Annotated in this window: 9 protein-coding genes; all 9 read left to right on the plus strand. The window is 62.6% G+C overall.

All coding sequences use genetic code 11. The annotated features are described in order from the left end of the window. Positions 1-131: 131 nt before the first annotated feature. Positions 132-1,256 carry a sulfotransferase family protein gene (locus L288_RS30620; RefSeq protein WP_021238011.1) on the plus strand — a complete coding sequence of 375 codons (1,125 nt, stop codon included), beginning with the start codon at positions 132-134 and terminating at the stop codon, positions 1,254-1,256. Between the two features lie 42 nt (positions 1,257-1,298). Next, positions 1,299-2,141: a TIGR03619 family F420-dependent LLM class oxidoreductase gene (locus tag L288_RS30625; RefSeq protein WP_021238012.1), complete on the plus strand. Its 843-nt coding sequence runs from the start codon at positions 1,299-1,301 to the stop codon at positions 2,139-2,141. 34 nt (positions 2,142-2,175) lie between these two features. Beyond that, the gene (gene cofH / locus L288_RS30630) at positions 2,176-4,461 is read left to right on the plus strand and encodes a 5-amino-6-(D-ribitylamino)uracil--L-tyrosine 4-hydroxyphenyl transferase CofH (RefSeq protein WP_031304280.1); all 2,286 of its coding nucleotides are present in this window, start codon (positions 2,176-2,178) and stop codon (positions 4,459-4,461) included. Positions 4,462-4,475: 14 nt separating this feature from the next. Beyond that, positions 4,476-5,786, plus strand: coding sequence for an alpha/beta hydrolase domain-containing protein (locus L288_RS30635; RefSeq protein ID WP_021238014.1), 1,311 nt, complete (start codon positions 4,476-4,478; stop codon positions 5,784-5,786). A gap of 55 nt (positions 5,787-5,841) precedes the next feature. Beyond that, positions 5,842-6,516 (plus strand): NADPH-dependent F420 reductase, encoded by a 675-nt coding sequence (npdG, locus tag L288_RS30640; protein ID WP_030539961.1) that lies wholly within the window; start codon positions 5,842-5,844, stop codon positions 6,514-6,516. 32 nt (positions 6,517-6,548) lie between these two features. Beyond that, a complete protein-coding gene (locus tag L288_RS30645; RefSeq protein ID WP_021238016.1) occupies positions 6,549-8,321 on the plus strand; it encodes an FAD-binding protein in 1,773 nt (590 codons plus the stop codon). 159 nt (positions 8,322-8,480) lie between these two features. Further along, positions 8,481-9,359, plus strand: a complete 879-nt coding sequence (locus L288_RS30650) for a Rossmann-like and DUF2520 domain-containing protein (protein WP_031304281.1) — start codon at positions 8,481-8,483, stop codon at positions 9,357-9,359. After that, positions 9,359-10,015 carry a Rossmann-fold NAD(P)-binding domain-containing protein gene (locus tag L288_RS30655; RefSeq protein WP_021238018.1) on the plus strand — a complete coding sequence of 219 codons (657 nt, stop codon included), beginning with the start codon at positions 9,359-9,361 and terminating at the stop codon, positions 10,013-10,015. Before L288_RS30650 ends, L288_RS30655 begins: the two co-directional genes overlap by 1 nt. Positions 10,016-10,761: 746 nt before the next feature. Then, complete coding sequence (locus L288_RS30660; protein ID WP_031304282.1) at positions 10,762-13,299, plus strand: TonB-dependent receptor; 2,538 nt, start codon at positions 10,762-10,764, stop codon at positions 13,297-13,299. Positions 13,300-13,336 lie beyond the last annotated feature (37 nt).

The following is a 13,336-nucleotide window of genomic DNA, read 5'->3' on the forward strand; positions in this document are numbered from 1 at the left end:
TGGGAGAGGGCGCTGCATGGAAAAGGTTCATGGCCTCGGCAGCCGTTGCCAGCCTTGAAAAGGCTGCTTTGGCGATGCCACCGCGCTGACGCGCCAGTCTTTTGCAGCGAACTGCACTGAAAGAGAAAAAGATGCTCTATTTCGACGTCTACACCATGTTCAAGATACCCGTCCTTATCTTCAAGAAGGAACGCGGTATAAAGCGGATCGCGGGAGCGCTTCTGGCATGGCTGTTTTTCGTTGTCGCAGGTATCTTCTCCTATCTCTGCATGCTTCTTGACTATGTCTTCTTCCCCGGCGTGCGCAAGGTCGAGGTCAAGGCGCCGATCTTCGTGGTGGGCAATGGCCGCAGCGGCACCACGCAGATGCACCGCCTGCTGACGGGCGACGAAGAACGCATGTCCTTCTTCAAGGGATATGAGCTTCTCATCCCATCGCTGGTGCAGAAGAAGATGCTGGCGGGTGCAGCGGCGCTCGACCGGCTCTTGCTGGGCGGCCGCATCTACAAGCGCATCCGCGACAAGCATGACAATGGATTGCAGGAAGTGCGCCAGATGCACGACTGGCGCATGGACAGTTCCGAAGAAGACGACTTCATCATGCTGTATAACTTCAGCGCCAGCACCCTCATCACCTTCTTTCCCTATATCCGGGAATTCCACTACCTGTTCTACACGGACCAGCGGCCCGAAAAGGCGCGCAGGCGAATCATGGGATTTTACAAGGCGGCGCTTCAGCGGCAGATCTACGCGACCGGCAGCAACCGCATCCATTGCTGCAAAAGCCCATCCTTCACAGTGAAGATCCGTTCCCTGCGCGAGACCTTTCCCGACGCCCGCTTCGTTGCGATGGTCCGCAATCCGGCAGAAATGCTGCCCAGCCTTGAACATCTGATGCAATGGTATTGGGACAAGCAAGGCTGTCATTCCGAATTGTCGCACGAAGCGGCCAAGGCGTTGTCGGACCAGCAGATGTCGCAGTATAATTATATGTTCGAAGCGCTGGCATCCATTCCCGCGAAAGACCAGTTCGTCGTCCACTTCCCTGATCTTGTCGCGGACCCCAAGGCGGTTGTCGAAGGCATTTACGAACGCTTCGGCATGCCGATCAGCCCGTCCTACGCCGCTTTCCTGGACGAGGAACGGGAAAAGGCGCAACACTTCGTCAGCAAGCATGACTATGAAAAGGCGTCGGGAGAGGAACGCGAACGCTACACCGCGCAGATCCCCGAACTGGCGCTGCGTTTCGGCTGGTAGGATCGCTGGCCGCCCTTCAATCTCCCCTAGAGGATATTTCCCATGCAATTCTGGCAATCTTTCGCCCGCACGCCGATGGAGCATATGCCGGACCTGGTCCAGGCGGCTGAGGATATCGGCTTCACCGGCGTGACGATTAGCGACCACTTGGTTCGGCCGGTCGAAATCAACACTCCCTACCCCTATTCCGCCGACGGCAAGCCCGTCAGCACCACCCACACGCCCTTTGCCGAACCCTGGGTTCTCATCACCCATCTGGCCGGATTTACGAAGACGTTGCGTTTCATGCCTTCTGTTTACGTCCTGCCATTGCGCGATCCGGTCTCGGTCGCCAAGTCCCTCGGATCGGCCTGCGTGCTGACCGGCGAGCGGATCGACTTCGGTATCGGCGTCGGCTGGATGCGTGAGGAGTTCGCGGTGACGGGGCAAGACTTTACGACGCGCGGCAAGCGAACCGACGAGATGCTGGAAATATTGGCGAAGCTGCTGACGGGTGAAGTCGTCGAGTATCATGGGGAATTCTACGACCTGCCGCCGCTGACGATGACGCCAGCGCCGTCGAAAATGCCGATGATCCTGTGTGGCGGCGAAAGCAAGGCCGCTCTCAGGCGCGCCGCCCGCCTCGACGGCTGGTTGGGCGTCGCCTATGATTTCGGCGAAATCCCCGGCGTGCTGGCGGGCGTGCGGGCAGCACGGGAAGATGCCGGGACGCTCGACCGACCCTTTGAAATCGTCCTTGCGGTGAAGGGCGGCGCTACGCCCGGCCAGATCAGCGAATTGGAGGAGATGGGCGTCACGCGCATGGTCCTGCCGCCGCTGATGGGGGATACCGCTGCGGAAAAGATGCGGCAGATGCGGGAATCCGCCCGGCGCGTGGGCCTCTAGAGGCGCTGGAGATCTCAACAGTTGAGGTGAGCGAGTGGATATTCAGAAAGACCTGCTGCAACTGCCTTTGGCCAGCCTGATGGCTAGAGCGGAGGCGATGACGCTGGATGCTCATGGTCCCGTCGTCACCTATTCGCGCAAGGTCTTCATTCCGCTGACCCGGCTTTGCCGCGACAGCTGCCATTATTGCACCTTCGCCGCGACCCCGCGACAGGTTCAAAGTCCCTATCTCAGCCGCGAGGAAGTGCTGGCCATCGCCCGCGCGGGCGAACAGGCGGGATGTCGTGAGGCGCTGTTCACGCTGGGCGACCGGCCGGAGGATCGTTATGCCGCCGCCCGCGCCTATCTGGCCGAGACGGGACATGAAAGCACGCTCAGCTATCTTGGCGAGATGGCGCGGGCCGTGGTGGATGAAACGGGCTTGCTGCCGCATCTCAATCCCGGGCTCATGGGCGCGGACGATTATGCCATGCTCCGGCCGCACGCCGTGTCGATGGGCATCATGCTCGAAAGCAGTTCAGAGCGGCTTTGCGCCAAGGGCGGCCCGCATTTCGGATCGCCCGACAAGGCGCCGCATATGCGGCTCACCGCGATGGAGGCGGCCGGAGCGGCCCGCATCCCCCTGACCACGGGGCTGTTGATCGGCATAGGAGAAACGCGGGAAGAAAGACTGGACGCACTGCGCGCCATCCGCGACCTTCACGCGCGCCATCATCATATCCAGGAAGTCATCATTCAGAATTTCAGGGCGAAGCCCGGAACGCTGATGGCGGACGCACCGGAACCCGATCTGGAAGACCATCTCTGGACGATCGCCGCCGCCCGGCTGATGCTGGGTCCGGACATGACGATCCAGGTTCCGCCGAACCTCAACAAAGCGCAGGATCTGTCGGCGATATTGCGCGCTGGCGCCAATGACTGGGGCGGGGTTTCGCCAGTGACGCCCGATCATGTCAACCCCGAAGCGCCCTGGCCGCATCTCGACCTTCTGGCTGATATCACCGCCTCGACCGGTCGCATATTGCGCGAGCGGCTCGCGGTGGGCCCCGCTTATGTCCGGGAAGCGGAACGCTGGATCGATCCGGCCTTGCGGACCCGCGTGCTTCGCGCCGTCGACGGCCGGGGCTTTCCGAAGACCGACAACTGGTGGGCAGGCAGCGATGCGCCCGTTCCGCTGCTTGAAACGCCGCAGGGCAGCCCAACACCCGCCATCTCCCGTGCACTGGAAAAGCTGGACAAGGATGAACTTCCGTCGCTCGATGACATAGTGACGCTGTTCAAGGCCGATGGCGTGGACCTTGGGGCCGTGATCGCGGCTGCGGACCGGCGGCGGCGGGAACAGGCGGGCGAAACCGTCACCTATGTCGTCAACCGCAACATCAACTATACCAATATATGTAGTTATCGCTGCGGCTTCTGCGCCTTTTCCAAGGGATCGACCCGATCGGAGCGTGGGCCCGCCTATAATCTCGACCTTCCCGAGATCGGCGGTCGCGCGGCGGAGGCCTGGGGTCGCGGCGCGACCGAAGTGTGCCTACAGGGCGGGATACATCCCCAGTTCGACGGGCATCACTATCTCGACATCGTCGCGGCGGTGCGCGAAGCAGCCCCCGACATTCACATCCATGCCTTTTCGCCGCTTGAGGTGATGCACGGCGCGCGGACGATCGGCATGGCTTTGGACGCCTATTTAGACCGCCTTAGGCAGGCCGGGCTATCGACCTTGCCAGGCACGGCGGCGGAAATCCTTTGCTCCGACGTGCGGTCGGTTCTGTGTCCCGACAAGCTGTCGGCCAGTGAATGGCTTCAGGTGATGCGGGCAGCCCATGGCGTCGGCTTGCGCAGCACCGCCACGATCATGTTCGGCCATGTCGAGACCTATCGTCACTGGGCCGAGCATCTGATGAAGATCCGCGCCTTGCAGGAGGAAACGGGCGGCTTCACCGAGTTCGTGCCCTTGCCTTTCGTCCACATGGAAGCCCCCATCTGGCGCAAGGGCCAGGCCCGCAGCGGCCCCAGCTACCGCGAGGCGATGCTGATGCACGCGGTGGCGCGTCTGGTGCTGGGGACAGTCATCCCCAATATCCAGGTTTCCTGGGTGAAGATGGGGCAGGATGGCGCCGCCGCGGCACTTGGCGCTGGCGCGAATGACTTAGGAGGCGTGCTCATGGACGAATCCATCACGCGCTCGGCAGGCGGCGTGAACGGCCAGATGGTGAGCGCGGCGGAGATGGCGGCCGTCGCTAGCAGCGCCGGACGCATCGCGGCGCAACGCACCACCCTTTACGGCGCCATGCCCAGACGGCTGGAACCGGCCTGAGGAAGCGGCGCGACATGGCGGACAACCGGCAACACGCCTCGATCGAGGGACCTGTTCAGGGCGGCGCGCGCGGCAGGCCCTTCGCGGCATCGATCGTCGATCTGTCACCCCATGGCTATCGAGAAGAAGAATATTTCCTGTCCGGCACGGCGCGCTGCTGGGCCCCGCGTTCCGGCACGCGGACCGGGCAGGACGGTATGTGGGCGGCGCAACGCATCGGCGCGCCGCAACCATATAAGACGCGCCTGCTCGCGCGCATTCCCCCTCCTGATCGCTTTAGCGGCACCGTGGTCGTGGAGTGGATGCAGGAACTCTTCGGCACCGAGCGCGACATCTTCTTCCGCTGGAATGCTGAAACGCTGCTGCGCGCGGGGATCGCCTGGATCGGCGTTTCGCTCCACCATGAAGGGGTCGATGGCCCTGATCCCAACAGCCTGGTCAACTGGGATCCGCAGAGATACGGTTCGCTCACCATCCCCGACAGCAGCCTTGGCTACGACATATTGTCGCAAGCGGCGCGGTGCCTGCATGACCTGCCCGGTTTGGGCGAGGGCAAGGTGAAGACGCTCCTGGCCGCAGGCAATTCGCTTTCCGCCTGGCGCCTCTCGACTTACGTCAATGCCGTGCAGCCGGTGGAGCAGATTTTCGACGGGTTTTTCCTTCAGGATTTCCGCCAGAAAACCGTTCAGGACCGGGAGGACGCTGCTTTCCCTCATGATCGCTACGTTCGTTGGGATGCGATCAGCCCCGTCCTGATGCTCAACATGACACCGGCCGCCATGCGCAGCGCCGGCCAACCCGCGGGGCACATGCTGAGGCAATGGGAACCGGCCGGAGCGGCCCATACCAACACTTTCCTCATGGCCCGCACCGCCCTTGCCGAGGAGCGGGACACGGGAACGATCATCACCTGCTGCCCGGAAGATTATGCGAATGCGATACCCAGCCAATATTTTTCCGGCGCGGCCATAGAGGCGCTCGTGCGTTGGGCTCGCGATAAGAAAGCGCCGCAGGACTTCGCGCCCATAGACCTTGCTTCGGCTGGCGGTGCGCCCGCGCTGGATGAATATGGCAATGTGACCGGCGGCATGCGCCACCCGTGGGTCGATGTGCCGGTCGCGCGCTATGGCTGGGAAGGGGAATGCGTCGGCGGCAGTGGCCGAACATATCCATTCCCATCCAGCCGCCTCGCCCGGCTTTATGATGGTCCGCAAGACTATCACCAGAAATTTGCCGTCGCCGTCAGAAGGGCCGTGCGCGACGGCATAATCCTTCCGCACGATGCAGAGGCGGCTATCGCAGCGGCCGGACGCCTGACCTGGTAACGCCTCACGCACCGGCAAATCCAGCATGAACAGATTGGATCAGAAGGGAACGGATTTGAACGACGCAAGGAACAGGCGAATAGCGGTGCTGGGCGGCACGGGCCACGAAGGAACGGGGCTTGCGCTGCGCTGGGCAAAGGCTGGCTATGAGGTCATCATCGGCTCGCGCGACGCTACAAACGCCATCTCCGCCGCAGCAGACTTGCAAAGCCGTTCAGGCGGCCTGATTAGCGGGGCGGAAAACAGCGATGCCGCAGATCGCGCCGATATCGTGGTGCTGGCGGTGCCTTTCCAGGTGCAGGTCAAGCTTGCCAGCGCGGTGCGGGAAGCGCTTATCGGCAAGATCCTGATCGACGTGACAGTGCCTCTCGTCCCGCCCAAGGTCGCGCGCGTCCAGCTCCCGGCGGCAGGTTCTGCGGTTGAGGCCCTCCAGCAGATCCTCGGGCCAGAGGTGCGGGTCATATCGGCGTTTCAGAATGTGTCAGCGCATCAGCTTGCCGATCTCGACGGCCCGATCGACTGCGACCTATTGGTATGCGGAGACGACCCGGAAGCACGCGAACAAGTGTGCCAGCTCGCCAGGGCGATTGGCGTGCGGGCCTGGCACGCGGGTCCGCTGGCCAATTCCGCCGCTGCGGAGGCGCTGACGTCCGTGCTGATATTCATCAACAAACGGTACAAGATTTCGAACGGTGCGGGTATCCGCATCACGGGCCTTCAAGAAGAATGAGAGCAGGCGCGAGCATGGGAAGGGAGAAGGGCATGCAGGCGAATGGAGAAGCGGGACAGGCGTTCATTCCTCCCAATCCGTGGACGCAAACCAAGCCAGCCGCCGTCCCGCCGCCCGGTCAGGCCATCACCAGCTGGGGCCTTGCGATCGACGCGCCTCTCCGGCTCGATGATCCTGATGCGTATGACTGGCAGGACGAAGCCGATATGGTGGTGGTCGGCCTAGGCGGCGCTGGCGTATCGGCCGCGCTAGAGGGCCTGGAACAGGGGCTGTCGGTTATTGCCCTCGACCTTTACGACGGCGGCGGCTCATCGGCGGCGAATGGCGGGGTCTATTACGCAGGCGGTGGCACTTCCATTCAGCGCGAAGCGGGCGTCGAGGACGACGCCGAACGCATGGAGGAATATCTTCGCTACGAGGTGGGCGATGTCGTCGCGCCGGAAACCCTGCGCGACTTCTGCCGACAGAGCGCAGAGACCTTCGAATGGCTGCGCAGTCATGGCGCGCCTTTCAGCGCCACCCTCTATTCGAAAAAGACTTCCTATCCTCCGCTCGACAAGTTCCTCTACCATCCTGACAGCAGCCTTGCTGGTCCGTTTCGCGATCTGACTCCGCCAGCCGCGCGCGGTCATCGGACGGTCCACCGCAACGGCAAGAATCCCTTCGGTCTGGGCGTTGGCATCTATGCACCGCTCAAGGCCGCCGCGCTGGCGCGGGGCTTGCGGTTTCAGGAGAATGCCGATGTCCGCCAGCTGGCGCTCGATGCCGATGGCCGGGTGGTGGGCGTCCGCGTTGAACGGCTGGCCGACCCTCTTCTCCGCGAAAGGCATGCGCGACTGATCGCGACAGCCAATCGATGGATGACCATGCTTCCCTCGACGCTTCCGGGAGCGCAGCTGACCGTCGGCATCGGCTACCGCTATCTCGCCAAAGCCCATAAGCTCGCCGCCGCTGGCCGCACCAGCGCTTGGCTGCGCGCCCGGCGTGGCGTGGTGCTGAGCGCGGGCGGTTTCATCTGCAATCCGGAAATGATCCGGCATTTCGCCCCGGAATACGCAGCCGGTCTTCCCAACGGAACACTGGGCGACAATGGCAGCGGCATCATGCTTGGCGTTTCAGCGGGCGGAAAAACCGGCCTGATGGAGCGCGTTTCCGCCTGGCGTTTTCTCTCCCCGCCGCAAGCCTGGGGCCAAGCCATGATGGTGGATGGCGAAGGCCGCCGCTTCGTCAACGAAAGCTGGTATGGCGCCCGGATCGGGGATGAGATGGTGGAGCGGCATCGCGGCCGGGGCTACATCATCATGGATCGCAAGCTCTGGCGGCAATCGCTGCGCGATGCCTTCGGGGAAGGCGTGCTGACGTTCCAGCGGGACATCACCCTCGTCAACGGCCTGATCGGCTCTACCAAGGCGGCCACGCCCGAAGCTCTGGCGCGTAAAATGGGCTTCTCGCCTGACCTGTTCCTTGACTCGCTTGCCACCTATAATCGCGCGGCACGTGGGGAGGAACCGGACCCTTTCCACAAGGCGCCCGGCGAGATGTCGGAACTTGGTCAAGGCCCCTTCTATGCCGTCGACGCATCCATGGATGCCCGCTTGTTTCCGCTATCCTGCATGACCGTAGGCGGGCTTGATGTCGACGAAGGCACGGGCGCGGTGAAGTCGCTTTCGGGCGGAGTCGTGCCCGGCCTCTATGCGGCGGGGCGCAATGCGGTCGGTATCTGTTCAAACCTCTATGTCAGCGGCCTGAGCTATGCTGACTGCGTCTATTCCGGGCGGCGCGCAGCGAGGGCCATCGCCGCATGATCTCCGTTCTGGATGATGCACCGCCCATCCCGGATATGCGCAACCCGCAAACAGGCCTCTCCCCGGCCCAGCGATACCTTGCAAACTCTATCGGACATCGCGATGCGAACCGGCGAGACGGAAGGCGTCACCATTTGCTACTGCATGCAAATGAACATCATGCCTGGCGTCACATCCTATCGACGGATCGGGATCATCGGCTCCGGCCGGGTCGCGTCCGCCCTTGGTCTCGCTCTTGCCCAGCTCTCGACAGAGCCGCTTGCGATCTGGGGCCGCGATCCGGTGCGCTCTGCCGCCGCGGCCGCGTTGATTGGCCGGGCCGTTACCACAGCGCTTATGACGGAGATCGCCGAAACGTGCGATGTGATCGTCCTTGCCGTCTCAGATGACGCGCTCGAACAGAGCATCTCCGAACTCGCTGCGAGCGGTGGAACCGCATCGTCCTTCGTCTTCCATGTCAGCGGACGCAGCGGCGCAGCCATTTTGGCGCCACTCGGCCGCAAGGGATGGCTCACGGCCGCGATCCATCCGGCCATGACGTTCACCGGCGATCCTCAGGCAGAGGTCCGGCGGATGATCGGGGCAAGCTTTGCCGTAACCGGCTTGACGGGCGAGTCGAGTGCAGCAGCCCGCGCCCTCGTTGCCCATCTGGGCGGCGTGCCGGTGGATATCGCCGAAGAATATCGGCCGCTCTACCATGCCGCCCTCTGCCACGGTGCCAATCACCTCGTTACGCTGGTCGCCGGTTCCTGCGAAGCATTAGCCGCCGCTGGCGTGGACGATCCCGCCGCGCTGCTCACGCCGTTGGTTCGCGCTGCACTGGAAAACAGTCTTGGCAAAGGCATGGCAGGTCTGTCAGGCCCCTTGCTGCGTGGAGATGAAGAGACGATCGCCGGGCATATCTCCGCCTTGCGCGAGCATTGTCCCGCACTCCTACCGTCTTATCGGGCGATGGGGCTTGCCACGCTCGACGCGCTGAACAGGCTGAACGGGACGGAAGCGCCGTCTCCCTGCCGCCCCATATTGGAGAAGGTTTGATGACGAAGCTACTGCTGGCAGGCGCAACCGGACTGGTGGGTGGCGAAGCGTTGGCCCTGTCCCTGGCGGACGAGCGGGTGACCAAGGTCGTCGCGCCGACTCGGCGGCCGCTTGCACCTCATCCCAAACTCCTCAATCCGATCGTGAAGGCGGACAGTCTTCCGCTCGACGCTGACTGGTGGGCCGTCGATGGCGGCCTCTGCGCGATTGGAACGACACGGGCGAAGAGTCCCTCGGCCGCAGCATACCGCGCCATCGACCTGGATTATCCATTCGCCATTGCCAAGCGCATGCGGGAAGCAGGCGCGCTCCGCTTTGCCCTGACGTCCTCCATGGGCGCGAATGCCCGATCGCCTTTCCGGTATCCGCGGATCAAGGGCGAATTGGAGGAGGCTATCGCACGCCTCGGCTTTCCCTCGCTGACTATCGCCCGTCCCGGTTTCATCGGCGGAGAACGGAAGGAACATCGGCCGATGGAACACATGCTGGGCCGCCTTCTGCGCATCACCGCTCCTCTCCTGCCGCCGATCGCGCGCATCAGCCCGGCAAAAACCATAGCGGCTATCCTCGTCGATGCGGCGATCAGCGGCGCGATCGGCAGTCACAGCGTCAACGCGGCAGTCATCGCCCGCGCCGCGTCGAACCGCCTTGAGTAATTCTGGACATGCGGCCGGTGGCTCAGCTACAGATGTACGCGTCTTGCAGGAAGGCGCGTGCGCCGTGTCGCCTGTTCAGCCGACGGTGCGATTGAATAGCTGCCAAGCGCCCGTTCCAATGCTTTTACGAGGATAGGCGCTACCTGAGGCCGGCAGATAAACCGCCTTCCGGTCACTCTTGCGCAGGGCGCGGCGGTAGAAGAGTTCGGTCCCGACCGGCTCGTCCGGCTGCCGGACTTCCCTCTGTTCGCCATTCAGCAACGGGACAAGGCTATGCCCTTAAAGGGCAGGATAGCGCGCCCAGAGAAACGCGCCGGCTGAGTTTGCCTGGCGAGGTCGAGCAAGGTTGGGGCTATATCGGTGACGGACCTATACTGCGGCCTGCCACTCTCGCTGCGTTTAGCGACCCTTGGCAAGCCTCGGACCCGACGGGGCTTAGCCACGGTCTGTTCGCAGCAACTAGAAATTTTCGTTTGCAGGTAATTTTCTTATAGCTGAACTCCTCATTAGGGCCGATTATAGTAAATAATTTATGTAAAACTTAAAATAAATCTGGAATTACATTTATAATATTATTTTTAATACTTGAGATATTTCTTATATTGGCGGATTTACCTGTAAATGATGCCAAAATGAAAGAAACCTTATTATAATTGTGACAGTTGTTGTCACAAAATCGTTGCGATACGTGCTTAGTGGCCAGCCCCGCAAAACATCCATTCATGGATTTCCAAAGGGGTTAAATCATGAGCCGCTCTTCCACCACCCTGCTCCACGCGTCCATGGGCGCTCTGCTGCTGGCGTCGGTTTCCGCGCCTGCGCTCGCAAGCGCAGCAACCGATGGTGCCGCTGCGGAGGCTCCTGCCGCCGCCGACGCGGCTGACAGCGAGGGCATGGCCGCCATCGTCGTCACTGCCACCAAGCGCGAAACTGATTTGCAGGAAACGCCCATCTCCATGGCGGTGGTCGATACCCAGGCGCTTGAAGACCGGCATGTGCAGAGCATGTATGATTTCGCCGACGGCGCGGTTCCTTCGCTGCGCGTCGCGACCTTCGAAGCGCGCCAGTCCGCGCTCACCATCGGCATTCGCGGCATCGTGCCGCTCGACGCCAACCAGCCCGCCCGCGAGCAGGGCGTGGGCATCTATGTCGACGGCGTCTATATGGGCCGCCAGCACGGCCTGAACGCCGCACTGTTCGACATCGAGCGTGTTGAAGTGCTGAAAGGTCCGCAGGGCACGCTGTTCGGCCGCAACACCGAAGGCGGCGCGCTCAGCATCATCAGCAAGGCGCCAACCGGCGAATGGGGCGGCCGCGTCGAGGCAGGTGCGGGCAATTATGGCAGCCGCACTGCCGACGTCCATCTCGACCTGCCCAAGGTCGCGGGCTTTTCCGTCAAGCTGGACGGCGTGATCCAGCATCAGGATGCGACCACGGAGAACCCGCTCGCGCGCCAGGCGGGCTGGAATTATTACAACCGTAAAGGCCTGCGCGCCGCCGTGCGCTGGCAGCCGACCAGCACCATCACCAATGACTTCGCCTATGACGTAGCGAAGGACGAGAATACGCCCTTCTACAGCCAGCTGCTGAACTATAATCCCAACAACTGTGCCAACGGCGCCCAGGCATCGCAGCCCGCCTGCACCCTGCCCGGCACGGCCTACACCAACCTGACCGGCGGACCTGTCAAGCCCCTGCTGCCCGGCGTGGTCGTCAACGGCGACACCCGTATGGGCGAAGCCGACATCGGCGTGCCGCAGCAGGTCAGCGTCGATAAGACCCACGGCTTCACCAACACGCTGAAGTGGAATCTGGGCGACGAGCTGGAATTGCGCTCCATCACCGCCTGGCGCGGCGTTGACGCCACGCAGTGGGACAATTCGGGCGGCGCTCATCGTCCGCCGCTGGTCAACCCGCCCCTCGGCAGCACCGCTGCTGGCTGCACCACGGCCGCGCCCTGCGCCTTCAGCCGCTATAGCCTTGCTGACCTGCGCCAGCGCCAATTCAGCCAGGAACTACAGGCCGTCGGCACGGCCGGTTCGATCGACTATGTCGCTGGCCTGTTCTACTTCAACGAGCATGTCAGCGACGACGCCGCCACGCCCAGTTCGATGGGCGCGGTCGCCATCCGCAACGCTGCTGGCGCAATCACCGGCTATAATTATGTCACCATCCCCTTCTGCACCGCGTCCACGCCGCTCTTTGCGGGGAAGGCGGTCGACGGCTGCTCGATCGACCGCGCCTCGGAAGTCTGGTCTAAGAGTTACGCCGCTTATGGTCAGCTGACCTGGAACGCGACCGGCGCGCTGCACATCACGGTCGGCGGCCGCTACACGCACGACAAGAAGAAGGGCGTCCTGCACTTCTCGCGCAACGTGAACTATGACACCAACCCGCCCGCCGCCAGTGTCGGCTATGAACCGCTGGATGCGGCCTGGAACCGCTTCAATCCGATGGCGACGATCGCCTATGACGTCAGCAACGACCTGCATGTCTATGCGAAGTACGCGACCGGCTACCGCGCCGGTGGCGCCAGTTCGCGCACGTCCAACTACCAAGCGTTCGATCCTGAAGATGTGAAGTCCTACGAAGTCGGGCTGAAGTCGGACTTCTGGAACGGCCGCGCCCGTTTAAACCTTGCTGGCTACATCATGGACCGCAAGGACAGCCAGGTCGATATCAGTTCGATCCAGTTCGTGGGCACCAGCAGCTTCAACAACCTGGTCACCATCAATGCGCCCGGCACCACCAAGATTCGCGGGATCGAGGCGGACCTGACGATGAACCCGATCGAAGGCCTGACGCTGAACGCATCCTATGCCTACACCTACACGAAGATTCCGCCGGTGTTCATCTCCGCAACGGGCGTCTATCAGAACTTCTACATCGTGTTCACGCCGCGTAACGCCGCCAGCGGGTCGATCGACTATGCCCTGCCGATCGGCGGCCAGGACACGACGCTGAAGTTCCACTTTGACGGAAACTATTCGCAGGCGACCCAGGCCTTCGATCAGTTCGCGACGAAGAATGACAGCTCGCTGATCTTCAACGGCCGCATCTCTCTGGCAGACATCGGCACCGGCGTCGGCCGCAGCCTGACGCTCAGCCTCTGGGGTCGCAACCTGTTCAACGAGCAGCATGTCTTCCGCCGCGATCCGTCGAACAGCCTGCCCGCCGCGCCGACCACCAGCACCACCACTGGCGGCATCGCCAACGTGCTGGGCGACTATGGCAACTTCAACGCGCCGCGCACCTACGGCATCGAAGCCAGCGTGAAGTTCTGATCCCTCAAAACTTGTCAAGAATGCTGTGGCGCGCTGC

It is taken from the genome of Sphingobium quisquiliarum P25, assembly GCF_000445065.1.
In the GTDB taxonomy this organism is placed as follows: Bacteria; Pseudomonadota; Alphaproteobacteria; order Sphingomonadales; family Sphingomonadaceae; genus Sphingobium; species Sphingobium quisquiliarum.

Coding starts and splice junctions, on each gene's coding strand:
- L288_RS30660 (WP_031304282.1), top strand. CDS start 10,762: ATGAGCCGCTCTTCCACCACCCTGCTCCACGCGTCCATGGGCGCTCTG.
- L288_RS30650 (WP_031304281.1), top strand. CDS start 8,481: ATGCCTGGCGTCACATCCTATCGACGGATCGGGATCATCGGCTCCGGC.
- L288_RS30645 (WP_021238016.1), top strand. CDS start 6,549: ATGCAGGCGAATGGAGAAGCGGGACAGGCGTTCATTCCTCCCAATCCG.
- L288_RS30620 (WP_021238011.1), top strand. CDS start 132: ATGCTCTATTTCGACGTCTACACCATGTTCAAGATACCCGTCCTTATC.
- L288_RS30635 (WP_021238014.1), top strand. CDS start 4,476: ATGGCGGACAACCGGCAACACGCCTCGATCGAGGGACCTGTTCAGGGC.
- L288_RS30655 (WP_021238018.1), top strand. CDS start 9,359: ATGACGAAGCTACTGCTGGCAGGCGCAACCGGACTGGTGGGTGGCGAA.
- L288_RS30625 (WP_021238012.1), top strand. CDS start 1,299: ATGCAATTCTGGCAATCTTTCGCCCGCACGCCGATGGAGCATATGCCG.